We start from the raw sequence: 24,213 nt of genomic DNA, 5'->3' as shown, positions 1-24,213 counted from the left end.
CCTTCGTTTAGGCCGGCCCGCCGGCGGCGAGGAACCTGCCGTCGACTGAGCCGGTGCACCGTTCTGTAGGCGTGGCCGTCACGCCAACCAGTTTGCGCTTGGCTTGGGATGCCTCGCCCACCAAGGACGCGACGGGGACCTCGCTGCGCTGCGTTCAGGGCCCATGGTTCTCTCCTTGGTATGCCCCACCAGTGGTGGGGGGATCGTTCAGCCGATCGCGTCGACAATCTCTTGGGCGGCAGCCATGACTTTGCCCGCCACCTCGTCTGGGTCGTCCGGTACACCGAGGTAAATGGCGCCGATGCTGTAGTCGCGATAGTCGGGGTGGGTCAGGGCGGCGGCTATACCCCAGGTTCCCCGTTCGATCTGTCCTGAACTGGCCGCCCACCCCTTCTTTCTGGCAAGTGCCACCTCTGGAAGCTCCGCCTTCGAGGCAGGCCGGCCCGCTAGGATGGCGAACCCTGATGCTCCCCGGGTGAGGGGGCGGCGGGTGCCGGCCTGATAAGCGATGTGGTAGGTGGCGGTGCGTGGCTCCACCACCAGAATCGCGTGCGCGTCTTGCCCTTGTGCAACCGTCAGGTGAGTTGTGGCTTTCAGCTGGTCGGCCATGCGCTGCAGCACAGGTTGCGCCACCACTCGCATCATCGGTTCGACGTACCGGGCCATTTCCAACAGGTGTGGGCCTATCAGATAGGTGCCGTTTTCGGCACGCACGATGTAGCGGCGAAGAACCAGGGTGTGGAGGAGTCGGGTGACGTTCGTTCGATGGGAACCCAGGCGCTCAACGATTTCGTTGATCGTGACCCCGCTGGCCGAGGACGCCACGATATCCAGCACTTGGAGGCCGCGATCAAGGGTCTGCGAAATCGCCCGGTTGATCTCCACGCCTTCGCCCCCATTGAGTCTGCTCACGTCGTTCGGGCCCTGAACGTCTCCCCACTCACCTGCAGTTTCCACACCGGCTCCTAATAGTCACGAGGCAACTCGTCCGAATCCGACCTCTCGGACTGCATTAATCATCGTCGCATCCAGAAGGAATTCGCGGGTCGATTTCGGGCTACCGGCGATCGCGGCCAGACGGGCACGGTCCTTGGCCCGCTCGTCCTCATCGGTTTGCATGAGCATTTGTGTGTTCCCATGGCTCATGCGACGCACATGCTCCAGGGCAACGGCCCGTCGCGAGTCGGAATAGCTGTTCAGCTCACTGGCCACCAGGTCCTCGGGGAATCCTGCTTCTACCAGGCGCTTCAGCCGCGGTGCCAGATCCAATGCGTCGTGCAGCCCGCTATTGAGGCCAAACCCGCCCATGGGACTGTTAACGTGAGCGGCGTCGCCCACCAGGGCCGTGCGTTTACCGTGAAGGGATTCCGCGACCCGCTGATGCACGTTGTAGAGCTGGTGGGCAAAGATGCTGGCCTGCCCATCTTCTAGCTTCTGGCCAGTCACGCCTTCCAGCACCCTGATCAGGTTGTCCGTTGAGGTTATGTCGTTTTCGTCTGCGTCCGGTGCCACCGGGACCAGGACGCGCCAAACATCGGGAATGCGCAGCAACATGACGAATTCCTCGGGATCGGCTACGTAGTTCACGTAGCACAAATCCTCAATGTAGTCCTCGAATGGAAGGTCCGTGCTGATCAAGAGGAATTTTTGCTCGTAGGTCCAACCCTCAAACCCCAGGCCAAGCATCTTTCGGGTAGCGCTCCGTGCTCCATCGGCACCGATGACGAACGAGGCCTGGATCTGCTCGGTACCGCCTGGACCCTTGACCGTCACGACGGGGCCGTCCTGACGGTCGTCGATCCCGGATAGTTCGGTGCCCAGACGAAGCTCGCCGAGCGGCCGCTCCTTGAGGTACTCGGCCACAAGCTCCACAAATTTGTACTGCTCGAGTTGAAGGCGGAACGGGAACTCGGTGTCTTGGCGGATAGTCGAATAGTCGAAATCCGCGACAAGGCCGAGTTTTCGGTCGCGCACCTGGTATCGGTCGGCCACCAGCCCGCTCTGCACCATCTTTTGGCTGATCCCCAGAGGAGCAAACCCTTCGAGCGTCGGAGGGTGGAAGGTAGATGCCCGCCATTCCCGGCTTATGTGATCTTCCTTTTCGATCACCAACACCGGCAAGCCATTGTGCACCAGCAACGCCGCGAGCCCCATCCCGGCAGGACCCGCTCCCACGATAACGATCGGGTTCTCATTCTCCAAGCCCATCTGATTCCTCCATATCCGATATTCGGTCATAAGTAAGCGAATATCGGCGAGTCTGCCAGTTCATCCCCTTACCGTCAAGTGTCACCCTATTGAGCGATATTTCTTATTTGTGTTGACTATTCAAGGGCGCACAATCTAGCGTGTGGTGCATCACAGAACTTATTCGGTCATACGTGACCGCTCACAGCGGATTAGGGAGATATCGATGAAACCAACCAAAAGACTGGTGAAGGCATCATGCCTGGTGGTGGGATCACTGGCATTGGCGGGCTGCGGTGCCGCAGCCAATGGTGGCGGCGAATACCCAAAGGGACCCGTGACCGTGATCGTGCCCTACAGCGCCGGCGGACCGAGCGATACAACGGCCCGGGCAATTTCAGATTGCCTAAGCGATGAGCTGGGCCAGCCGTTCGTGGTGAAGAACCAGCCCGGCGCGGCCGGCACAATCGGCACCAGTGTTATGGCCCAATCGAAACCTGATGGCCAGACCCTGGGGTTGGTGTCGAACACTTCGGCGGTTGCCGGCCCGATTCTGCAGTCCGACATCGACTTCCAAACCTCGGACATACAACCGTTGGCGCTCCTGGCACAGGTGCCCAGCGTGATTGCGGTCGCACCGGATTCTAAGTACTCCTCCATCGACGAGCTGATTGACACTGCCGAGAAGAACCCTAATTCGGTCAGCATTGCGGTCCCTGGTGCCACGACGGCATTCGGCATTGAACTCGGTCGTTGGGCGAACGAGTACGGCATCCAGTTCCAGAGCGTACCCTTCGAGGGTGGGAGCCAGGCCCGTACCGCGGTGCTGGGAGGCAGCGTGGACGCAGTTTGGGACGCCGCTTCGAAAGACTTCCTCGACGCCATCGAGTCGGGCCAGTACAAGGCATTGGCGACGGGTGCGGCCGCACCGGTCGAGGCCATGGGCGTACCGACTTTGGCGGAATCCGGCTACCCGGAGTTGGTGTACAGCGACACGTTGTTCAGCCTGGCTGGACCCGCGGGTCTCCCGGACGACGTGCAGGGCACCCTGGAAACCACGCTCGAGTCTTGCATCCAAAACGAGAATTTCATCAGGGCAACCGGCGAAGCATACGTTCCGGAAGAGTTCGTGGGCTCTGAGGCTTTGGGGCAGCGATTTGACGAGATTGCCGAAATCTTGGCAAAGCTCTGATGAAGGACACCGGCGAGGCGGCCGTCCATGATTCCTTATGGGCCGCCGCCATCACAGAAGAAAGCGCATCAGACGGAGCACCTCCATACTGGTTGACCCGGAGGGCACGTCTGGCTCGACTCGCGACGATGGCGCTGTTGATGGCCGTGTCAGTAGGGATTGCGGCCGAGTCCTACCGCATGGGCATCTGGGATCAGGGCATTCCTGGGCCCGGATTGTGGCCGTTGGTCGTGGCAGTGCTGTTGTTTGGGGCCCTCGTGGACGCCATCATCCGTGAACGAGGCTTGAACCCCGAGGCGATGCCTGAAACCTCATTTTGGCGTGAGTTCGTCGCCTTCGCTAGCCTGGCCATCTACCTGGTCGCCTTCGGCTTCCTCGGCATGGCCATCTCGACGTTCTTCTTCCTAGTCCTGTGGTTGAAGTACTTGGCTGGCGAATCCTTGCGCCTCACGCTGCTTTTGAGCGTGGTCGGGGTCGGCGTTCTCTACATACTTTTCGAAGTCCTACTAGGCGTCCCGTTCCCCCGCGGCGTCCTCATCTGAGCAAGGAAGAACCGTGGAATTTACTGCTATCGGCGAAGGTTTCGCCGCGGCCATGACCCTGGCGAACCTCGGTTGGGTGCTGGTCGGTGTTGTGTTGGGAACGATTATCGGTGTTCTTCCCGGCCTGGGCCCTACAGCCACCATCGCACTTCTTCTGCCGATCACTTTTTCAATGGACCCGACGTCGGCCATTATCATGCTGGCCGGCATCTACTACGGATCGATGTACGGCGGCACCATCACGGCAATCCTTCTCAAGGTACCCGGCGAGGCAGCGAACATCGTAACGTCAATCGACGGCCACGAAATGGCCAAGAAGGGGCGAGCCGGTGTTGCGCTGAGCTCAGCGGCCATCTCCTCTTTCATCGGAGGCACCGTTTCGACGTTGTCACTGTTCTTTCTGGCGCCGTTGTTCGCGACTCTGGCCGTCCAGTTCGGACCGCCGGAGTTCGCCGTCATAGCCGCCTGCGGCATCCTGTTAACCTGTTACATAGGGAGCCGGTCAGTTGCCAGAGCGCTGGTTTCCGCCAGTCTGGGCCTATTTTTCGCGACCATTGGCCGAGATCCCATATTCGGTGACGGGCGGTTCACCATGGGGGACATCAATCTCAGCGGCGGCCTTGACCTCGTTGCCGTTGCCATGGGCGTCTTCGGCCTCGGCGAGCTTATTTTCAGCGTTACCCAGACCGAGAAGGCGCAATCGGTGGGAACCAAGGTCAAGGCCATCCTTCCCGGCCGGAAGGACATTCGCCGGATCGCCGGACCCATTGGACGGGGCAGCGTCCTCGGCGCCCTGATCGGCCTCATGCCCGGCGGCGGTGGCGTCGTCTCGTCGATGGCATCCTACGCGCTCGAGAAAAAGGTCAGCCGCAACCGCTCGGAGTTCGGCAAGGGTGCCATAGAAGGTGTGGCCGGCCCCGAATCTGCCAACAACGCGTCTGCCACTACTGCCTTCATTCCGCTGCTGACCCTCGGGCTTCCGTCCAACGTGGTCATGGCCGTTATTTTCGGCGCACTCCTTATTCAAGGCATTACCCCCGGACCGATGTTGATGGTAGAACAGCCGGCAATGTTCTGGGGCGTCATCGCCTCCATGATCGTCGGAAACCTCATCCTCTTGGTGTTGAACATTCCCATGGTCGGCGTCTTCGTGCGATTGTTGAACGTGCGGGCAGGCCTGCTCGCATCATTTGCCGTCGTCATCACTGCCATCGGTGCGTACAGCCTGTCGAACAGTATGTTCGACATGTGGGTGCTCCTGGCCTTCGGCCTGGTGGGTTACCTCATGCGACTGGTCGGGCTGGAACCGGCTCCCATGGTGCTCGCCTTCGTCCTCGGCCCCATTCTGGAACAGGGTGTGCGGCAATCACTGCTAATTTCTAATGGCGATCCGCTGGTCTTCGTCTCGCGTCCTCTGTCCGGTGGCATTGTCCTCGTCGTCGTCTTGTCTTTCGTTATCACGGCCATTCTGCGGTCGAGAGCGCGCCGAAAGGCTCAGCGGAGCAACAAGGTGGTGGAGCTCGCCCTCCAGAATGATCAGGACTGACCGACAACGACGACCAGTCGAGAACTAAACGAAGCATCACAGCAGACAGAATGACCGTCACGAACCCGTGACGGTCATTCTGTTCTGGCTGTTTATTACGACAGCGCTGCGGGGGACGAGATCCTGCGAAGAGGAGACGACATCCGGGCGGGAGACCATGCCTGTGCTCTCGAAGATGACGATGCTGGCAGATGCCAACTGATGGATCCTGCTTACGTCGATCCGGCGGGTGGTGTCGATGTAGTTCCCTGCACAATCCGATAGACGGTGCTGCGGGCGACCTTGAACGGCTCGGCGATCTCTTTGATGGTGTGTTGTCCTCCTATATATAAGGAGACTAGGTGGGATTCCTATTTTTGGCTGTTTGCCGCGGAGCCTGCCCTTGGCTTTGGCGACCTGCATGCCTTCGCGGGTGAGGGCGCGGATGAGGCCGGATTCGAATTCGGCGACCATGGCCAGAACGTTGAAGAGCAGTTGGCCGACCGGGTCGGTCGGGTCGTGGACGGATCCGCGGTTGTTCAGATTCACTTTCTTCTTCGTGAATTCTTCAGCGATGTCGCGGGCGTCGGGCAGGGAACGGGCGAGCCGGTCGAGTTTGGTGATGACCAGAGTATCGCCGGCGCGGACGGCGGCGAGGGCTTCACGGAGGCCGGCCGGTCCTGGTTGGTGCCGGTGAGCCCGTGGTCGGTGTAGATCCTGTCTTCGGGCACACCCAGCGCGGCGAGCCCGTTTCTTTGGGCGGTGAGGTCCTGCTCGTTGCTTGCGACGCGGGCGTAGCCGATGATGTGCGCGGATATCCTTCAACTGAAGCGTTTAGGCTAGCTTCACCGGGCTTTTTTGCGGGCCGTGTATACGCGAATCCAAAATGCCAGTACCTGTATGGAAATTTGCCGCCCAGAGAGCGGTCCGTAAGTGTCGCGGTGGGGGACCGGCTTATGAGACAAGACCCAGAAGGCGGCTTTTGGGTGTTAGGCGAGCGTGGGGCTGCCACCGAGGGATGGCAGCCCCACGCGCAGGTGATCGCTAGTAGCTGATGACGTGGGGCTGGCCGAGCTGCTTGAGGCCTTCGACGCCGAATTCCAGCCCGTAGCCGGACTGCTTGGCACCGCCGAACGGTACACGGGGGTCGACGGCGCCGTGCTTGTTGATCCACACCGTGCCGGCCTGGATCTGGGCGGCGACTTCGCGGGCCTTGTCCTTGTCCGAGGACCAAACGGAGGCACCGAGGCCGACCTCGAGGGCGTTGGCCATCTCGATGGCTTCGTCCACGCTGGAGTACTTGACGATCGGCAGGGCCGGGCCGAACTGTTCCTCGGCGACCAGCGGGTTGTCGTTGTTGATGTCAGCGACCAGGGTGGTCGGGTAGAAGTAGCCCGGCTGGCCCTGTTCGGGGTTGCCGCCGAGGACGATGCGGGCTCCGGAGTCCTTGGCCGCCTGGACCAGGTTCGAGACGATGTCGTACTGGTTTTTGTTCTGCAGCGGACCGAGCACATTGTTCTCGTCCAGGCCGACACCCATGGGCATGGCCTTCGCGACCTCGGCCAGGGCGGAAACAACGTTTTCGTAAATATCCTCGTGCACATAGAGGCGCTTGAGCGCGGCGCAGGTCTGGCCGGTGTTGATGAACGCACCCCAGAACAGGTCTTGCGCTATCGCCTGTGGGTCTGCATCCGGAAGTACGATGCCGGCGTCGTTTCCGCCGAGTTCCATGGTCAGACGCTTCACGGTATCCGCAGAGGAACGGATGATCGCCTTGCCCGCGGCCGTAGAGCCGGTGAACATGATCTTCGCGATTCCTGGGTGTTCGACCAGTAAGTTGCCGACGGTCCGGTCTCCCGAGATCACGTGCAATACGTCGTCCGGGAGCGCGGTGTTCAGGACGTGCACCAGCGCGAGGACCGACAGCGGCGTGGAGCTCGAGGGCTTCATCACCACGGTGTTGCCCATGCGCAGGGCCGGAGCCAGCTGCCAGACGCCGATCATCATCGGCCAGTTCCACGGGCCGATCGCACCGACCACGCCGAGGGGGCGGTAGTGCAGCTCGGCCCGGCCTCCCTCGTCATCGACCAGCACTTCGGGCTCGAGTTCGAAGGAAGCCGTAGCGCGCAGCCAGGCGGCACACGCCCCGACTTCGAAGCGGGCATTGGGGCCGTTCAGGGGCTTGCCCTGCTCGCGGGAGAGCAGCTCGGCGAGGGCTTCGGTGGAGGCTTCGACGGCGTCGGCGGCGCGGTTCAGGTACTCGCTGCGCTTTTCGTGGCCGAGCGCGGCCCATGCCGGCTGGGCCGCGCGGGCAGCGGTGACCGCGGCTTCCAGATCTGCGGTGGTGTGCTCGGGTGCGCAGCCCACGAGCTCCCCCGTGGCAGGGTCTTTGATCTCGCGACCGCCCTCGGCCGGCTGGATCGCGGCGAGGAGGTCAGCGAAGGTGATCGTCAGGGTTTCTGACTGGGTGGTCATGTCGTGTCCTTCGTGGTTGGTGGATTTCAGGCAGGAAGATCCGGCTGGGCAGGGATGCGTGAGAACGCGACGGCTGCGTATCATTCGGCCGTTGCGGCCCCGATTCCCAGCCGCCGCCTGTGTGATAACGACGGCCGACCCCAGACGTGGGTCCAAAGAACGTCATCTGCTGACCCAGCCCAATGTCATTGCGGTTTCTGCGTGTCTGCGACGCCGAAGTGGTTGCCGGTGATGAATTCGGCGGCCTTTTCGCCAATGAGTACGGACGGGGCGTTGGTGTTGCCGGTGGGCACCAGCGGCATGATGGAGGCGTCGGCGACGCGGATGCCGTTCAGGCCCCGGACCTTCAGGCTGCGCGGGTCGACGACGGCGAGTTCGTCCAGGCCCATCTTGCAGGTGCCGACCTGGTGGTGGTAGGTCACGGCGGTTTCGCGGACGTAGCGCTCGAGGTCCTCGTCGCTGTCCGAGTACTCCGGTCCGGGGTAGATCTCTTCGGGGCCCCATTCGGCCAGGGCGGTGGTGCGGCCCATTTCGCGACACTGGCGGACGGAGGCGGCCAGGGCGCGGACGTCCTCTTCGGTGCTCAGCGCACCGAGGTCGATCCGGATCGGGTCCTCCGGGTTGGGGCCGGAGAGCGTGATTTCGCCGCGGCTGAGCGGGCGGACGATGCCGCCGATGAGCGAGAAGCCGTTCTCCGGGCCGGTCATGTCGTCGAGGAAGTACATCGGAAGGGAGAAGTGGATCGGCTGCGTGTCCGGCACGGCCAGGTCCGGACTGCTCTTCCAGAAGTGGTGGGTCTCCGCGGCGGCAACCTGCGAGGGCGGGACTTCCTTCTTTGTCGTCGTGAAGATGACCGGCGAGAGCAGGTGGTCGTGCAGGTTCTTCCCGACGCCGGGCAGGTCCAGCACGGGTTCGATGCCGGCCCTGCGCAGTTCGTCGGCCGGCCCGATGCCCGAGCGCAGCAGCAGTTCCGGTGAGTTGATCGCGCCGGCTGCGAGGACGGTTTCTGCCGCCGCCAGGGTGAGCAGCCGGCCGTCCTTTTCGTACTCGACGCCGGTCACGGTGCCGTCCTGGATCAGCAGCCGGCGGACGTGGGCGCCGGTGATGAGCGTGAGGTTTTCATGTCCGATGACGGGCTTGAGGTAGGCGTGCCAGGTGTTGAAGCGCTTGCCGCTGCGGACGTTGAGCTGCATCTTGGAGACGCCCTCGACGTCGCCCGAGTTGTAGTCCTCGTTGAGCTTCACCCCGACTTCCTGCGCGGCTTCGAGGATGTCGTCCTGGACCGGGTTGCGTGGGAAGTCCTTAACGACGTCGAGCAGGCCGGAACCGCCGCGCGTGTCGGAGGCCCCGCCGTCGTAGTTCTCGATCGCCTTGAAGACAGGCAGGACCTCGTCCCAGTTCCAGCCCGGGCAGCCCAGGTAGGCCCACGTGTCGTAGTCCTGCTTCGCGCCGCGGACCCAGATAGTGGCGTTCAGCGCGTGCGAGCCGCCGGTGACCTTCCCGCGCGGCAGGTGCAGTCGCCGGCCGGCGCACCCCTCCTGCTCCGTGGTGTAGTAGTCCCAGTCCTCCGGCCCGTGCCAGAGTGCACCGGCCGCGAACACGTCGGCGATCACCGGGTTGGTGTCTTCGCCGCCGGCCTCCAGCACGGCCACGCGCTTGCCGGCGTCGATGAGCCGGCGTGCGAGGACGGACCCGGCCGATCCCGCACCTATGACGATGAAATCCAACTCTGCTGCCATCTTTGGCCTCCCAAACTCTGCGGTGATGCAGCTCACTTACAACTGATGCTCCAGTCTTATTTGCGCGTGGCGCAATCCGCTTGTCAGTGAGTGCAGGGGCCATGACAATCAGTGCCATTTTGACCTGGCTGCGGGCACACACTCGAGTGGATCGACGTCTCGTTGTTAGGGCCAGGCGGCTGAACGGCGGAAATGGAGAGCCGCTGTATCAGTGACCCGGACGCCCCGGTGCGTGGTGGCCGCTGCCTGCTCGTCCTGATTTGGGGCCCAACGGTGCGAGGTGGCACCCGGGATAAAGGACCGCGACGCCTTGGTGGGATTTAGGCCGGCAGGGCGGCTAGTCCATTGAAAGGTGGCGTTGATGTGCCGGTGGCACCATCAATGCCACTGTATTACTCCGGCCGCGGCATGACCGCCGTCGGCGGGACGCCGAAGGCCTGCTTGAACGCGCGGCTGAAGTGGGCCGTGTCGCTGAAGCCCCATCGAAAGGCGACAGCGGTGACCGTCGTGGAGCCCGAGGCGCCGGCCAGATCGCGGCGGCAGCGCTCCAGCCGCTGCTGGCGTATCCATCGTGCCACCGGTGTCCCCGACTCGGAGAAGATGAGGTGCAGGGTGCGCACCGAGATCCAGTGGGCGGCTGCGATGGAGCTGACAGACATTTGCCGGTCGTCGAGCCGCTCCAGGATGTACTGCTGGATGTCCGCGAGAAGCTGCGCGCGCTGCCCGGAGGCTGTGCCTTGGGCGGGGGCCACCGCGGTGTCGAGAAGATCGAGGAGCCCGTTCACCGTCCGGTGCAGGGCATCATCACTGAGGTGGTCCAGCTCGCGGGCGATTGCGCGGATCTGGCTTGCAGCAATGGAAAGTGCGCCGGCTCCGGGCCGCGCGGCGAGGGGACGACTGCTCCCGAGCATCGATGCGATGGATTGCGGGACCCGCGCCATCGGGACGAGCAGCGACAGCTGGCGGTGCTGCCCAACGCTGTCGAAGGTGCCTTTTCGGTCGCTGTCCCAGAGGAACAGGTCGCCTGGATTGAGCGTGAACCGGTCATCTCCATAGGTGCACGTCAGCCGCCCACTGAGCTGCAGCTGGATGCCCACGACGTCAGGGGTGTTTGATGAAGGGGCGTGTTGACCCCCGAACGCCGCGCAGCGCACGTCGGCGACGTTGAGGTTCCCGGCCCCCCGGTAGCGGATACGGGCGGCATAGGTATCCTCGACCGGCGTGGAGAGGTCCCAGTCCATGTGCAGCGCGCGCATCTTCTCCGCCCACGCTTCGAACCGGGCTTTCTCCGGCAAGCGGTCGGTGGACCAGGTCTGCACCTTTGTCATGGATCGTCTCCTTCAACACCCTCACGGGACTTGCCGTCCGCTGCCGGCCCCAAGGTCAGGCTTCGCGGCGGACGCCCAGACTTGCACAGACGGGCAAGGCCGGCTGCACGGGCAGTCATGCGCCCGGCCCTGCAACAGACATACCGTGTGTCCTAGATCATACGGGCTCTAGCCCGCGTGGACGGTACCGCGCATTGGGGGACCGTTCCGAGCACCCGCTTTAAAGGAGAGACGATGGCCGTGGCCACAGAGCATGTAGACGTTTTGATCATAGGTGCGGGCCTGTCGGGCATCGGTGCGGCCGCCCATCTGGTTCGGGAGTGTCCCGGTAAGCGGTATGCCGTCCTGGAGTCGCGCGGCGCCATCGGCGGGACCTGGGACCTGTTCCGCTACCCCGGTATCCGCTCCGATTCGGACATGTACACCTTCGGCTACGCCTTCAAGCCATGGACGGAGCCGAAGGCAATCTCTGACGGGGCATCGATCAAACGGTACGTCGAGGAGACTGCCGAGGAATACGGAATCACCGGGAACATCCGCTTCCACCACCGGGTGTTGTGTGCGGAGTGGTCTACCGCCGACGGACGCTGGACGGTTACCGCCGAACGGTCCGATACCGGGGAATCAGTTGTCTTTACGGCCCTCTGGGTTATTGGCGCCACCGGCTACTACCGCTACGACGAAGGCTACCGGCCGGCGTTCGAGGGCGAGGAGCGCTTCCGCGGTCAGATCGTGCACCCGCAGCACTGGCCCGAAGACCTGGACTACGCGGGCAAGCGCGTCGTCGTCATCGGCAGCGGCGCCACAGCCGTGACACTGGTACCGAACCTGGCGGAGAAGGCAGCGCACGTCACCATGCTGCAACGCACCCCCACGTACATCGCATCGGTGCCGGCTGTCGATCCGCTGGCCGATGTGCTGAGACGCGTGCTGCCGGCCTCCGTGGCATATCCCGCCTTGCGGTGGAAGAACATGCTGAACCTGCACCTGAAGTACACACTGAGCCGCAAAAACCCGGACATGGTTCGCGCCAAGATCCGCAAGGATGCAGTCAAGTTGCTCCCCGCCGGTTACGACGTCGACACGCACTTCAACCCGCCCTACAACCCCTGGGACCAGCGTTTGTGCGCGGTCCCGGACGGGGACCTGTTCACGGCACTGCGGGGTGACAAAGCATCGATTGCCACCGGGCGAATCCGCACTCTTAACAAGGACGGGATCGTACTTGAATCGGGCGAGGACCTGCCCGCAGACATCATCGTGACTGCTACCGGGCTGAACCTTCAATGGCTGGGCGGCATGACTGTGAGCGTCGACGGCGAGAAGGTCGACGTCGGCGAGCGGTTTGCTTACAAAGGCATGATGATCTCAGGAGTGCCCAACCTGAGCATGGTCACGGGCTACACGAACAACTCCTGGACGCTGAAGGCTGACCTGGTCAGTCGGTATGCGTGCCGCCTCCTGCAACATCTGGACGCGAACGGTTACGTTTCCGCCACCCCGCTCACCCCCTTCGGCGAGACCCCACGCCCTTTCCTGGACCTCGACGCCGGCTACATCCGGCGTGGAGTGGACGGGATGGCCAAGCAGGGCACGCAGGTGCCTTGGCGGTTGCACCAGAACTACATGAAGGACATTCGGCTGCTAAGCGGCCGTCAACTGGAGGACGGGAGCATGAGCTTTCAACGGCGGCGGGCAGCCGGGGAGTCATCAGTGGAGGCGTTCTACGCTCCCGCCACGCAAACGGTTGCAGTAAACGGCGGGCAGGTCCGCTACCGCGATGAGGGGGAAGGAACCCCTGTCGTCATGGTGCATGGCATAGGCCGCAGCCTTGAGGACTGGAACGAGCAGCATGAGTTGATTGCTGGTCAGGGGTACCGCCTCATCAGCGTCGACTTGGCAGGCTACGGTGGGTCCGAACCGCTGAGCGAGCCATACTCACTGCCCGCTCTGGCCCGTTTCCTCGGCGCCTTCCTGGACGCGGTGGGCATCACCCAACCCGCCCACATAGTGGGCAACTCTCTGGGCGGTGCCGTCGCCATGCAGCTAGCCGTGGACGCGCCCCGGCGGGTGCGCAGCCTCGTACTCGCCGGCAGCGCCGGTTTCGGCAGGGAGGTCGCACTGCCGGTCCGTCTGATGTCAGTCCGGCCGCTAGGCAAGATGCTGCTGAGCAAGCCCAGCCCCGCCTCGTCACGCCGGCTGGAACTCAGCCTCTTCAACGACCCGGCGCAGGTCACCGACGAGCGGGTGCAGCTGGGGTACCGTCTGGCCTCCCGACCACACGCGAGCCGCGTGTTCCTGGACACCGCCGCAGCCCTCGGCACGTTCCGCGGTACCAATGAGGCCTGGCGCAAGGAGCTCATGGAAGGCTTGGCCGCCCAGCGTGTACCGACCCTGGTCATCTGGGGAGAGCAGGACAATATTTTCCCGTTCGCCCATCTCGCCGCCGCCGGCGAACACCTGCCGCACGCCCGCACACACGCCATGCCCAAGGTCGGGCACATGCCGCAGATCGAGCGGGCCAAGGAGTTCGCCGACCTGACCACCGGCTTTTGGGCCGATACACCAGCCCGGCTCGCGCCCGTTGGCGAAGGCGCTGCATAAGCGCCCAAAGCGCACGATCGCCGTCCCGCGCCTCTTTTCCGGGTGTCCGGCGCCCAGTCAGCAAACCGAAAGGAACATACGACATGTCGAGTCTTCAAAACCTGGGGCTCGGATCCTGGCCGCGTCGACGGGCGATGCTCAGTCCAGACCGCGTGGCCTTGGTCTTCGAGGGAACGGAGCTGACATTCGCACAGTTCGCCGATCGGGTGGAGTCGCTATCCGCATGGTTGGCCTATCAGGGCGTCCATGCGGGTGACCGGGTGGCCTACTGGGGAGCAAACAATGTGGCACTCCTAGAGACGCTGTTCGCCACCACTCGGATTGGAGCAATCTGCGTGCTGGTCAACGCCCGGCTCGCGCCGGCAGAGGCGGAGTACATCCTGCAAGACAGCGGCGCCGCTCTGCTGTTCTTCGGCCAAGGGCAGGCAGAAGCAGCAAGAATGATCGCCGGGAGGATACCCGCCCGTCTGTTGGTCGACGTCGATGGCACCGGCGCGGGGACACCTTACGGGCAGATGCCGGAAGAGGAAGCTCGCCCGGTGCCGGAAGCCTGCTGCGGTCTCGATGATCCGGCCGTGCTGATGTACACCTCCGGCACCACCGGGCGTCCCAAGGGCGCCGTGCTGACCCACGGAAACTTGTTCTTCAATGACATCAACGTCCTGATCGAAAACGACATACGCCCAGACGAGGTGTGCTTGGCGGCAGCCCCTCTGTTCCACATCGCCGGACTCAACGGGCTCGTGCTGCCAACGTTCCTCAAGGGCGGAACAATCGAGGTGCACCGGCGCGTGGAACCTGAAGCGATCTTCTCCGCGATCCAGGGCCGGGGGGTGACCAGCCTGTTCGCCGTCCCGGCCATGCTCGATGCCCTGGCCCACCACCGCCTGTTCAGCCAGACCGACCTGTCCTCGCTGCGCACCATCGTCGTCGGCGGGGCCCCGGTGCCCGAACGCATTCTGCGGGCGTGGGCCGCGCGGGGCGTGGCCGTCCAGCAGGGCTACGGCCTCACCGAAACCGCCCCGGCGGTGCTCAAGCTTGCCGCCGAGGACGGGATCCGCAAGGCCGGATCGGCCGGCAAGCCGCAGTTCCTTGTCGATGTCCGCCTCATCGCCCCGAACGGCGAGCCGGCATCCCCCGGGGAAATCGGGGAGATCCAGACGGTGGGACCGAATGTGATCCGCGAGTACTGGCAGCGCCCCGAGGCCACCGCCGCCGCGTTTGCCGACGGCTGGTTCCGCACCGGGGACGCAGCGGTGCGGGACGAGGAGGGCTACTACTGGATCCGGGACCGGTACAAGGACATGTACGTCTCGGGCGGGGAGAACGTGTACCCGGCGGAGGTGGAGTCCGCCCTGCTGAACGTGCCCGGTGTCGCCGAAGCCGCCGTCATCGGAGTACCCGATGAGCAGTGGGGCGAGGTCGGCAAAGCCTTCATCGTGCCCGAAGCCGGCGTTGAGCTCACGGCCGAGGACATCCGCGCAGCCGTCGCGCCTGCCCTGTCCCGGTTCAAAATCCCCAAGCAGATCGAGTTCATCGAACAGATGCCGCGCACCTCCACCGGCAAGTTGCTGAAAACCGATCTGCGCACCCGCCAAGGAGTTTCCCGATGAGCTTGTCCGCCACAACCACCGTCCAGTCCCACGACCTGCTGCTCTTTGAGACATTGTTGGATCCCGCGGAGCAAGCAGTATTGGAAGACTTCCGTTCCTATCTGGCCGGCGTGGATGACACCGCGCTGAACCGTGCCTGGGAGAACGCGGAATTTCCGGTCGAACTCGTCCAGTCACTGGCCGAATCCGGCCAACTGGGCCGGCACCTGCACACCGGGCAAGAACCCAGCCACCTGCTGCGCGGCATGCTCACCGCAGAACTCGCCCGCAAGGACGCCTCCCTGGCCACCTTCGTAGGGGTCAGCGGCTCGTTGTTCGCCCTGTCGGTGCGCCGCTTCGGCTCACCCTCCCAACAGGCCCACATCCTGCCGGCCGTCGCCACCGGCGAACTGATCGGCGCGTTCGCGCTCACCGAACCGGGCTCAGGCTCCGACATCGCCGGCGGCATGACCACCACGGCCCGCCGGGAGGGAGCCGGCTGGGTGATCAACGGTGCCAAACGGTGGATCGGCAACGCCACCTGGGGCCACCAAGCCATCGTGTGGGCGAAGGAGCAAGGCGGAGACGGCCGCTTCCTCGGTTTCATCGTCCCCACCGACACCCCGGGATGGTTGGCCGAGAAGATCGAAGGCAAGTACAGCCTGCGCACCGTGCAGAACGCCCACATCACCCTCACCGACGTCCGCATCCCGGACACCGCGCGGCTGCCTGGGGTCAGCTCGTTCCGGCAGATCTCCGAAGTGCTGAAATCCACGCGGCTGGAGGTCGGGTGGACGGCACTGGGCAATGCGATCGGTGCCTTCGACGCGGCCTTGGCCCACGCCATGGGCCACCACCAGTTCGGCCGCCCCGTGGCACGGTTCCAACTCGTGCAGGATTTGCTCGTCCGTTCCGAAATCAACATCACCTCCTCCCTGGGGGCGCTGGTCCAGGCCGCCCGACTCGCCAACCGGGACGCACTGGAAGAGGAACACGCCTCCCTGGTGAAGCTGATGGCCGCCTCCCAGGCCCGCCAGACCGTCGCCCACTGCCGGGAAGTGCTCGGCGGCAACGGCATCAAGTTGGAAAACAAAGTGATGAAGCACTTCATGGACGCCGAGGCGATCTACACCTTTGAAGGCACCCACCAGATCAACACGTTGATCGTCGGCCGGGCCCTCACCGGAATCTCCGCCTTCGTCTGAAACGCCTTCGCCCGACATCCACCCGCCGCGAAACCCATCAGGAGAGCCACCGTGCGCCAAACCGTCCTCGTGTCCTACGCCCGCACCCCGATCGGCAGGGCATACAAGGGGGCCTACAACGACACCCCGGCCCAGACACTGGCCGGCCACGCTATCGAGCACGCGGTCCGGCGTGCCGGGCTTGGCCCCGCCGAAATCGACGACGTCATCCTGGGCGCAGCCCTGCAGCAGGGCAGCCAGGGAATGAACCTGGCCCGGCAGGCCGCCCTGCGAGCCGGCCTACCGGACACGGTGCCCGGGATGACGGTGGACCGCCAGTGCGCCTCTGGACTCATGGCCATCGCTCTGGGAGCCCGCATGATCGAAGCCGGGGACGCCGACATTATCGTCGCCGGCGGAGCCGAGTCCGTGTCCCTGGTGCAAAACCAACACTTCAACACCCACCGTGCCCATGACCCTTGGCTGAAAGCCAATGTTCCCGGCCTGTACTCCAGCATGCTCGAAACTGCCGAACTCGTCGCCGACCGCTACGGGATCTCCCGCGAGGCCCAAGACCACTACGCCGCCGAGTCCCAGCGGCGCACCGCCGCAGCCCAACAACGCGGGGCCTTCGACGCCGAAATCGTCCCACTGTCCCAACACCCGGACAGGAACGCCACCGCCCCGGCCGGGACATTAGCCCGCGACGAGGGCAACCGACCCAACACCACTGCTAAGACTCTGGCCGAACTCAGCCCGGTCCTGGACCGGGACGGAAAGCACCCGGGCCGGTTCAGCGTCACCGCTGGCAACGCCTCCCAACTCTCCGACGGGGCCGCCGCCGTGGTCCTCATGGACGCCACCGAGGCTTCCCGCCGTGACCTTGAACCGCTGGGCATCTTCCACGGTGTCGCCGTCACCGGCTGCGCACCCGACGAGATGGGCATCGGCCCGGTCACCGCCGTTCCGAAACTGCTTTCCCGGCACGGGCTGGCCATCGACGACATTGACCTCTGGGAACTCAATGAAGCATTCGCCTCCCAGACCCTGCACTGTCGCGACACCTTGGGTATCGACCCGGAACGGTTCAACGTCGACGGCGGAGCGATCTCCATCGGCCACCCATACGGCATGAGCGGCGCCCGCATGACCGGGCACGCACTGCACGCCACCCGGGGACGCGGCGGAAAGTACGCCGTGGTGACGATGTGCATCGGCGGTGGCATGGGCGCCGCAGGCCTCTTCGAGGCGCTCTGACCCCCTGATCTCCCGCTGACCACGCCCAGGCAACGCCCCGGCTGACTGAACCTGCACAGCCACCCACGACAAGGAGAAACCATGCAAAACCTCACCGTGCTCGGCACAGGTGTCCTCGGATCGCAGATCGCCTTTCAGGCCGCCTATCGGGGCAAAGATGTCGTCGCCTACGATCTCAGCGACGAGATACTTGCAAAACTGGCTGTCCGCTGGGAATACCTCAAGCCGCTCTACCTGCGCGATCTGCCCGAAGCCACCGCCGAAAAGCTCGATGCCGCCGTCGGACGCATCCGCACCTCCAGCGACCTGACCGATGCCCTGAAGGACGCCGAGATCGTCATTGAAGCGGTCCCCGAGGTTCTGCAGATTAAGCGCGATGTCTGGGCGAAGGCCGGAGCAGTGGCACCCACGAACACGGTGTTCGCTACGAACTCTTCAACGCTCCTGCCCAGTGACATCGCAGATGCCACGGGCCGTCCGGAAAAATTCCTGGCACTGCACTTTGCCAACGAGGTCTGGCGCCTGAACACCGGCGAAATCATGGGACATGCGGGCACTGCCGCGCAGTACCTGAACGACGTTGCTGAATTCGCCGAGGAGATCGGCATGGTCCCCATTAAGCTGAAGAAGGAACAGCCTGGATACATCCTGAATTCGCTACTGGTTCCGTTCCTGACCTCGGCCGCGAAGCTCTACGTACGGGACGTCGCCGACGTAGCGGTCATCGACGCGACCTGGCGCAGGGCCACGGGCGCACCCTTCGGCCCCTTCGAAATCCACGACATCATCGGCATGGAAACCCCATACAACCTCAACACCCATAGTGAGGACCCGGAACTCCGGGAATTCGCGAATATCCTCAAACGCGACTTCATCGACAAGGGCCGGTTGGGACTTGCCACGGGGAAAGGATTCTACGACTACGAGTAACCCGGCTCGACGACTCTCCCTGACCGGGTGAAGGTTTCAAAGCCGGTCCTCAGGTCCGTTGCCGGTTGTTTTCGGGTCTGTTGGCAGGCGACCGGTACGCCCAGCTTCTCGTGATCCTGCCCTCCGTGCCGGACGGGGAGCCCGGGCAGGACCGGCCCGCCCGGCTCCGCACCTACCGCTGCAAGTGCGGAGTTACCCTGTACGCATCCCGGACATGGACCGAAAAGTAATCCGCCGATAACCGTGAGTATGTCCCGGCAGTGTCTCGATGAAGCATCCGCTAACGGGACATACATGAACCTTGGTGGACATGGCGTTCATAAGTTCCCGCTCATCTTTGTCGCGGTGTGCGGCCGGCTTGCGAGACTGTCAGGCCGAGGCGCGCAGGGTTCGGCCCTGAGCAGGGAAGGAATGCGACTTAGATAACCATGCTCCTCCATTGCGGCCACTTGTATGGCACTGCTCATTGTTCTCCGGCCAGTGCCCGCATATCAAACGGAGACCCGGTGTCGCGTGAACTATGGCCAAAGGGGGATACTCGTGAGGCCAACCGCTCCCCGGTCGGGAACCGGGTACTACAGTGGGTGCATGGCTGCCAGCCGCAATCCGCTCGACGACCTGCGCGAAACCATCGGCCATCTGGCCGATCAGCTCAAGCTGCACGGTTCGGAGCGCGTCGACGATCTGGTCGGGGATCGCATCGGTGCGAGGCCCGGGCCGGCCCGGCCGCTGTCCGAGGTGCAGGCCGAGCTCGACACGCTGGTGGGGCTGGGGACCGTGAAGGAACAGGTGAGGGCCCTCGTCGCACTGCTCCAGGTCCAGGCCCGTCGAAAGGCGCACGGCCTGCCGGAGGTGGCCACATCACAGCATCTGGTGTTCCTCGGAAACCCGGGCACGGGCAAGACCACCGTGGCGCGGCTCCTGGCCGAGATGTACCGCGCGGTCGGTCTACTGCAGAAAGGCCACCTGGTCGAGGTCGACCGTTCGGGCCTGGTGGGGCAGTACGTCGGCGCGACCGCCATCAAGACGGACCGGGTGATCCGGCGTGCGCTGGACGGCGTCCTGTTCATTGATGAGGCCTACGCGCTGGCCACGGACGACGGGCGGGCGGACTTCGGACCAGAGGCGATCGAGGTCCTGCTTAAGCGGATGGAGGACCACCGCCACCGCCTGGTCGTGATCGTGGCCGGGTACCCGCAGCTGATGGAGTCCTTCCTGCTCTCGAACCCCGGACTGCGCTCCCGATTCGCCCGCGAGATCACGTTCCCCGACTACTCCATCGACGAACTCCTGACGATCTTCCACCGGATGCTGGCCCAACACGAGTACACGCTGGAGCCGGGCGCGGACCAGATGCTGCGCCGCATCTTCACCGGGCTCCACGCGGGCGAGGACTCCGGCAACGCACGGTTCGCCCGCACGTTGTTCGAGCAGGCGCTCAACCGTCAGGCGCTGCGGCTGTCGCTGGACGGGGAACAAAGTTTCGATGCGCTCGATCGTGAGGCCGTCATGACGCTCACCGAGGACGACATCGTCGAGGCCGCGCTGGCCTTGGGCGAGGAGCCGGAGCCGGAACCAACGCCGGAACCGGAGCAGTCACGTTGGCGGCGCTGGCTGGCCTGACCGCATCAGCGGCGGCGGCCAGGCAGCCCTCTGAGCGATTGAGACCGTGGCCGGATGCCGCACGTATTCCGCACCAGGGGCAGACGGAAGGCCCGCGACGTTGCGGGCCTTCCGGATGTAACTACTTCCCATGAATACCGAGGCGTCTTTGCCTCGGGCCTGCTGTTGCGGCCAAGCCCGGCTATCCTGCCGGGCGTGCCGGCGGGGCTGGGCGGCCGTTGACCCGGCTCACCCTGGGTGTCAGCCGCCGAAGAACGGGGCGATCGACTTGACCAGCTGCTGGATACCGAGGACGCCGAACAGCAGGGCACAGATTCCCAGCGCGATGTTGGTGTGCAGTCGGTTGGCCCACGCCTTCGGGATCCGCTTGCCGTTGAGCAGGCCGAGCAGGGTCAGGGCAAGGAACGGCATGAACAGCGAGCCGAGGACGCCGTAGGCCAGGATCAGCGCGATCGGCTTGCCCATGATGAACAGCAGCATGGGCGGGAAGGTCAGCCAGAGCACATAGAACTTGAAGTACTTGCCCCCAATGCGGGTGTCCGGATGGCCGGAGGGCTTCTTGCGCATGTGGCCCCAGAAGTCGGCAAACATCAGGGACACACCGTTCCAGACGCCGATGATGGAGGAGAACGACGCCGCCCAGAAGCCGATCAGGAAGGTGGTGCCGACGACCTCGCCGTAGCGATCGTTGAGGACGTTGCCCAGATCCAGCAAGCCCTCATCGCTCCCGCTGATGGAGACTCCGGCCGAGCGGACGACCTCCGCGCCGACGATCAGCATGGCAATGACGAAGATGCCGGTCATGACGTAGGCCATGGAGTTATCGATGCGCATGACACGCATCCACTTGGGGGTGTACCAGCCCTTTTCACGCAGCCAGTAGCCGTAGGCTGCCAGCGTGATGGTGCCGCCGACGCCGCCGGCGAGGGCCAGGGTGGACAGGAGGCCGCCTTCGGCCGGGATCGAGGGGATCAGCCCCTTGAGCATTTCGGGGATGTTGGGAACGGCAATGATGGCCAGGCCCACGACGGTGACGAACATGATGCCGACCAGCACTGCGGTGATTTTCTCGAAGGTGGCATATTTGCCGAACCAGATCATGACGAAGCCGGCCAGGCTGTTCAGGATGGCCCACGCCCACAGCGGGAGCACCGGGAACATGGCGGCCAACGGCAGCGCTGCCGCGGAGGTGGCGGTGGCGCCGTAGACGAAGCCCCAGATGATGATGTAAGGGCCGAAGTACCAGGTGGTCCAGCGGCCGAGCGTCAGCCAGCCTTCAAAGATGGTCTTGCCGGTGGCCAGGGTGTAGCGTCCGGCGCCTTCGACCAGGACGATTTTCATGACGACACCGACGATGACGGCCCAGAAGAGCTGGTAACCGAATTGGGTGCCGGCCACCAGGGTGGCGACCATGTCCCCTGCCCCCACGCCGGTGGCCGCTACGACGAGCCCGGGGCCGACAATTTTCCATTTGGCGGGCTTGCCGCCGTCGTCGTCAATCCGGTCGGCGTGGTTCACCGCTCCGGTTGGCGCGTTGTACTCAGACATTTGGATTTCCTGTTCTTGGAAGAATTGGTGCAATCGACGTGAGGCTTGTTCCGTCAGGGCAGCCTCTGGTTCTTTCCCCTTTCTCGATCGGGCTCGCAGCGGGCAGGTGTCAGGACGCCTGGGGTTCCAGCCGCCGGCAGAAAAGAGCCATCAGGAGAACCAGGGCGGTGGGAACGGCGAGGGCCGTGAGGCCGGCAAAGGGTACGACGGCCGCACCGACGATGGCGCCGCCCAGCATGCTTCCAACGGCTGCCAGCTGGCGTGCCGAAACGCGCCGTTTGCGCCAGGTTCGGCCCGCTCCGGCCTCGGCGAAGAATTGCGAGAGGGTGGAGGTGACGACCACGGTGTTGATCTCGGGGACCGCCAGAAGTCTCGCGGCGAGGCTCTGGCAACCCATGGCCACCCCGATGAGGGCGGTGATGACCAGTCCCAAAGATCCGCCCCCATTCATGAAAGCGAGGGCGGTGCTCACGGCCAGGAGCACCCCGGTGGTGAGGAACAGCATCCGTGGGGCCGGGGATCCCCGCTTCTTTGCCTCCAGCAGCCTGTTGCACAAGCCCGCCACCATGCATCCGACGCAGAACGCGAGGAGGGCGACCAGCGGGTGGATCAAATCGGCCCAGTCCCCGCTCAGTCCGATCCCCACCAGAATCAGGTTTCCGGTCATGTTGGCACCGAAAATACGGTCCAGTCCGAGGTAGGTCAGGGCATCCAGGAAGCCCGTGCCGAACGAGAGCACCGTCAAGAGGAGCGGATCGGGAAGCAGCCAGCCGCGCCTGACACTCTTTGCCGGGCGCCTTTCCGTCAGCGTCATCCGAGCGGTCCGTAGCGTCCGGATCCGTCCGATCGGGGATCGCTGGCCGCCACCGGAGCGCCGGCGGAATCCACCGTGACCAGCTGCATGTGCCCCAGCCCGTCGGTGAAGTCCGGCTCCATGCGGGTCCGGCCGAGACTATCCGCCAAGTGCTCCCGCGTCCCGGCATCCACGGACTGCTCAATGACGGCCACATCGGCACCCTGGTCGTCCTGCACGATCATCCAGCGCGGGCCCAGCAGCGCAGACGCCGGCGATTCGCCCGCCCACTGCCTCAGCAGGACCTGGGCGTGGATCTGCGGCTGGGCTTTGCCGCCCATGGTCGACTGGATATAGCGGATGCGTTCGTGCTCGTCGGTCACCATGACCGGCATCAGCGTGTGCGGCGGCATGGCTCCGCCCCGGAAGGCGTTCGGCTGCGAGTCGTTCAGCGAGAACATAGAGCCCCGGCACTGCAGGATGACGCCGGTGGCCGGATCCATCAGGTACGAGCCGAAGGCCGAGTACAGGCTCTGGATCCAGGACACGCTCAACCCCGTGCTGTCCACGCACGAAATTCCGACCGTGTCTCCATCGGCCCGTGCCGCGGCGAGTGCGGGAGTTCCGGATGACGGCAGGTCCTCCAGGCCGTAATCGCGGTAGAAGTACGGTTCGGAGTCTTCGCTGAGGATGTTGTCCCGGAGGTGGTTGCAGATCCGGGCATTGACCTGCATGGCCTCGACGACATCCGCCGAGGTCACCGCGTGGCCCGTGGCCGCGGACAGGTTCTCCAGCAGCCGGATCAGTGCGAAGCCCTGGGTGGGTGGCGGGCTGGTGTACACGGTGTGGCTTTCGCCGCGGTGTGACAGCGGCGCGGCGGTGACCGGGACGACCGATGCGAAGTCGTCGGCACTGAATTCGGCGCGGTGGCCCTGCATGAACGAGAGCAGTGACTCGCCCGTCGTGCCCCGGTAGAACTCCTGAAACCCTGCCGAACCCATGCGGCGCAGCGTTTCCGCCAGCGCCAGGTTCGACACGCGCTTGCCCGGCTCAAACGAGGAACCAAACAACGCGGAGACCAGGTCGGCACTTATTCCGCCGGCAGCTGCTGCTTTGACCGCTGCCATCGTCACCGACCGGGACAGCTGATAGCCGCCGGCGAGTTCCGCCGCCCTTTCGAGCAGGGTCGAGGGCGCCAGCCGTCCGTACCGCTCATGCAGGTGCTGCCAGCCGGCGGGGGCTCCGGGAACCGTGAGGGTCGCCGGTCCGCGGGCCGGCATCTTCTCGCCAAACCGATCCCTCATGTCCGCCAGGCGGCCGGCTCCGGGGGCTCGGCCTACGGCAAGCACGCACTCAGGCTCTGCATCGGGTTCCTTCACCAGCGCCACCAGATCGCCGCCGATGGAACAGTTGTGCGGGTAGACGACGGACAGGACGGCGGCCGCGGCGATGGCGGCGTCGACCGCGCTTCCGCCTGACTGAAGAACGGCCCACCCGGCCTCCGTGGCCAGGTGGTGCGGCGTTGAGATTGCTGCTTGATTCATTGCTGGGGCTTCCTCTGCTAGTTCACAGAACCGGTAGGGTGGTTGGACCACTTTGGGTAGCATAGTGAGGTGAGTCACTAAACCACAAGGGTGTGGGGCCGCGAAATACACTTTTAATTGCCGGAACTTGTGCGGTCAGGGGGAAACCCG

At 64.3% G+C, this 24,213-nt stretch carries 17 protein-coding genes and 1 pseudogene; 9 read left to right on the top strand and 9 right to left on the bottom strand.

The genetic code is table 11. The features are described 5' to 3' along the window. Positions 1-207 precede the first annotated feature (207 nt). Both AC5RUP_RS02060 and AC5RUP_RS02055 read right to left on the bottom strand, forming a co-directional pair. Positions 208-957: an IclR family transcriptional regulator gene (locus AC5RUP_RS02060; RefSeq protein ID WP_494153100.1), complete on the bottom strand. Its 750-nt coding sequence runs from the start codon at positions 955-957 to the stop codon at positions 208-210. Between the two features lie 15 nt (positions 958-972). Next, complete coding sequence (locus tag AC5RUP_RS02055; RefSeq protein WP_494153101.1) at positions 973-2,208, bottom strand: FAD-dependent oxidoreductase; 1,236 nt, start codon at positions 2,206-2,208, stop codon at positions 973-975. Positions 2,209-2,413: 205 nt separating this feature from the next. Here AC5RUP_RS02055 and AC5RUP_RS02050 point away from each other — a divergent pair, with 205 nt between their 5' ends. The 3 genes from AC5RUP_RS02050 to AC5RUP_RS02040 all read left to right on the top strand — a co-directional run bounded on the left by AC5RUP_RS02050 (position 2,414) and on the right by AC5RUP_RS02040 (position 5,467). Next, a complete protein-coding gene (locus tag AC5RUP_RS02050; protein WP_494153102.1) occupies positions 2,414-3,379 on the top strand; it encodes a tripartite tricarboxylate transporter substrate binding protein in 966 nt (321 codons plus the stop codon). Positions 3,380-3,519: 140 nt separating this feature from the next. Then, entirely contained in the window at positions 3,520-3,921 is a 402-nt protein-coding gene (locus AC5RUP_RS02045) for a tripartite tricarboxylate transporter TctB family protein (protein WP_494153103.1), read from the top strand. A 13-nt stretch (positions 3,922-3,934) separates the two neighbouring features. Continuing rightward, complete coding sequence (locus tag AC5RUP_RS02040; protein WP_494153104.1) at positions 3,935-5,467, top strand: tripartite tricarboxylate transporter permease; 1,533 nt, start codon at positions 3,935-3,937, stop codon at positions 5,465-5,467. Between the two features lie 212 nt (positions 5,468-5,679). Here the strand turns inward: AC5RUP_RS02040 and AC5RUP_RS02035 are convergent. The 4 genes and pseudogenes from AC5RUP_RS02035 to AC5RUP_RS02020 form a co-directional block, all read right to left on the bottom strand. Beyond that, positions 5,680-6,264 (bottom strand): annotated as a pseudogene (locus AC5RUP_RS02035) (recombinase family protein). A 226-nt stretch (positions 6,265-6,490) separates the two neighbouring features. Beyond that, the gene (locus tag AC5RUP_RS02030; RefSeq protein ID WP_494153105.1) at positions 6,491-7,921 is read right to left on the bottom strand and encodes an aldehyde dehydrogenase family protein; all 1,431 of its coding nucleotides are present in this window, start codon (positions 7,919-7,921) and stop codon (positions 6,491-6,493) included. 185 nt (positions 7,922-8,106) lie between these two features. Beyond that, complete coding sequence (locus AC5RUP_RS02025) at positions 8,107-9,660, bottom strand: GMC family oxidoreductase (protein ID WP_494153106.1); 1,554 nt, start codon at positions 9,658-9,660, stop codon at positions 8,107-8,109. A 392-nt stretch (positions 9,661-10,052) separates the two neighbouring features. Continuing rightward, positions 10,053-10,988 (bottom strand): helix-turn-helix domain-containing protein, encoded by a 936-nt coding sequence (locus AC5RUP_RS02020; protein WP_494153107.1) that lies wholly within the window; start codon positions 10,986-10,988, stop codon positions 10,053-10,055. Positions 10,989-11,222: 234 nt separating this feature from the next. Between AC5RUP_RS02020 and AC5RUP_RS02015 the strand changes: the two genes are divergently transcribed. From AC5RUP_RS02015 to AC5RUP_RS01990, 6 genes are all read left to right on the top strand, one after another. Continuing rightward, positions 11,223-13,592: an alpha/beta fold hydrolase gene (locus AC5RUP_RS02015; RefSeq protein WP_494153108.1), complete on the top strand. Its 2,370-nt coding sequence runs from the start codon at positions 11,223-11,225 to the stop codon at positions 13,590-13,592. 83 nt (positions 13,593-13,675) lie between these two features. Next, positions 13,676-15,205 (top strand): acyl-CoA synthetase, encoded by a 1,530-nt coding sequence (locus AC5RUP_RS02010; RefSeq protein WP_494065295.1) that lies wholly within the window; start codon positions 13,676-13,678, stop codon positions 15,203-15,205. After that, on the top strand, positions 15,202-16,389 hold the full coding sequence (locus tag AC5RUP_RS02005; protein WP_494065294.1) for an acyl-CoA dehydrogenase family protein: 1,188 nt from the start codon (positions 15,202-15,204) through the stop codon (positions 16,387-16,389). Before AC5RUP_RS02010 ends, AC5RUP_RS02005 begins: the two co-directional genes overlap by 4 nt. 51 nt (positions 16,390-16,440) lie before the next feature. After that, complete coding sequence (locus AC5RUP_RS02000; protein ID WP_494013532.1) at positions 16,441-17,625, top strand: thiolase family protein; 1,185 nt, start codon at positions 16,441-16,443, stop codon at positions 17,623-17,625. Between the two features lie 81 nt (positions 17,626-17,706). Continuing rightward, positions 17,707-18,555 carry a 3-hydroxyacyl-CoA dehydrogenase gene (locus AC5RUP_RS01995; protein ID WP_494153109.1) on the top strand — a complete coding sequence of 283 codons (849 nt, stop codon included), beginning with the start codon at positions 17,707-17,709 and terminating at the stop codon, positions 18,553-18,555. 588 nt (positions 18,556-19,143) lie between these two features. Then, positions 19,144-20,178 carry an AAA family ATPase gene (locus tag AC5RUP_RS01990; RefSeq protein ID WP_494153110.1) on the top strand — a complete coding sequence of 345 codons (1,035 nt, stop codon included), beginning with the start codon at positions 19,144-19,146 and terminating at the stop codon, positions 20,176-20,178. A 240-nt stretch (positions 20,179-20,418) separates the two neighbouring features. On the opposite strand, the gene AC5RUP_RS01985 is transcribed toward AC5RUP_RS01990, so the two are convergent. The 3 genes from AC5RUP_RS01985 to AC5RUP_RS01975 all read right to left on the bottom strand — a co-directional run bounded on the left by AC5RUP_RS01985 (position 20,419) and on the right by AC5RUP_RS01975 (position 24,063). Beyond that, positions 20,419-21,726, bottom strand: a complete 1,308-nt coding sequence (locus AC5RUP_RS01985) for an Nramp family divalent metal transporter (RefSeq protein WP_494065291.1) — start codon at positions 21,724-21,726, stop codon at positions 20,419-20,421. A 109-nt stretch (positions 21,727-21,835) separates the two neighbouring features. Further along, entirely contained in the window at positions 21,836-22,540 is a 705-nt protein-coding gene (locus AC5RUP_RS01980) for a YoaK family protein (protein WP_494153111.1), read from the bottom strand. Next, positions 22,537-24,063: a gamma-glutamyltransferase gene (locus AC5RUP_RS01975; RefSeq protein WP_494153112.1), complete on the bottom strand. Its 1,527-nt coding sequence runs from the start codon at positions 24,061-24,063 to the stop codon at positions 22,537-22,539. Before AC5RUP_RS01975 ends, AC5RUP_RS01980 begins: the two co-directional genes overlap by 4 nt. Between the last annotated feature and the right edge of the window lie 150 nt (positions 24,064-24,213).

The organism is Arthrobacter sp. Y3223151 (assembly GCF_059091125.1).
Note: the sequence above shows the minus strand (reverse complement) of the source record. Positions and strands in the feature narration are given on the sequence as shown.

Coding starts and splice junctions, on each gene's coding strand:
- AC5RUP_RS02005 (WP_494065294.1), top strand. CDS start 15,202: ATGAGCTTGTCCGCCACAACCACCGTCCAGTCCCACGACCTGCTGCTC.
- AC5RUP_RS02015 (WP_494153108.1), top strand. CDS start 11,223: ATGGCCGTGGCCACAGAGCATGTAGACGTTTTGATCATAGGTGCGGGC.
- AC5RUP_RS02050 (WP_494153102.1), top strand. CDS start 2,414: ATGAAACCAACCAAAAGACTGGTGAAGGCATCATGCCTGGTGGTGGGA.
- AC5RUP_RS02025 (WP_494153106.1), bottom strand. CDS start 9,660: ATGGCAGCAGAGTTGGATTTCATCGTCATAGGTGCGGGATCGGCCGGG.
- AC5RUP_RS02010 (WP_494065295.1), top strand. CDS start 13,676: ATGTCGAGTCTTCAAAACCTGGGGCTCGGATCCTGGCCGCGTCGACGG.
- AC5RUP_RS02045 (WP_494153103.1), top strand. CDS start 3,520: ATGGCCGTGTCAGTAGGGATTGCGGCCGAGTCCTACCGCATGGGCATC.
- AC5RUP_RS01975 (WP_494153112.1), bottom strand. CDS start 24,063: ATGAATCAAGCAGCAATCTCAACGCCGCACCACCTGGCCACGGAGGCC.
- AC5RUP_RS01980 (WP_494153111.1), bottom strand. CDS start 22,540: ATGACGCTGACGGAAAGGCGCCCGGCAAAGAGTGTCAGGCGCGGCTGG.
- AC5RUP_RS02020 (WP_494153107.1), bottom strand. CDS start 10,988: ATGACAAAGGTGCAGACCTGGTCCACCGACCGCTTGCCGGAGAAAGCC.
- AC5RUP_RS01990 (WP_494153110.1), top strand. CDS start 19,144: ATGGCTGCCAGCCGCAATCCGCTCGACGACCTGCGCGAAACCATCGGC.
- AC5RUP_RS01985 (WP_494065291.1), bottom strand. CDS start 21,726: ATGTCTGAGTACAACGCGCCAACCGGAGCGGTGAACCACGCCGACCGG.
- AC5RUP_RS02055 (WP_494153101.1), bottom strand. CDS start 2,208: ATGGGCTTGGAGAATGAGAACCCGATCGTTATCGTGGGAGCGGGTCCT.
- AC5RUP_RS02030 (WP_494153105.1), bottom strand. CDS start 7,921: ATGACCACCCAGTCAGAAACCCTGACGATCACCTTCGCTGACCTCCTC.
- AC5RUP_RS01995 (WP_494153109.1), top strand. CDS start 17,707: ATGCAAAACCTCACCGTGCTCGGCACAGGTGTCCTCGGATCGCAGATC.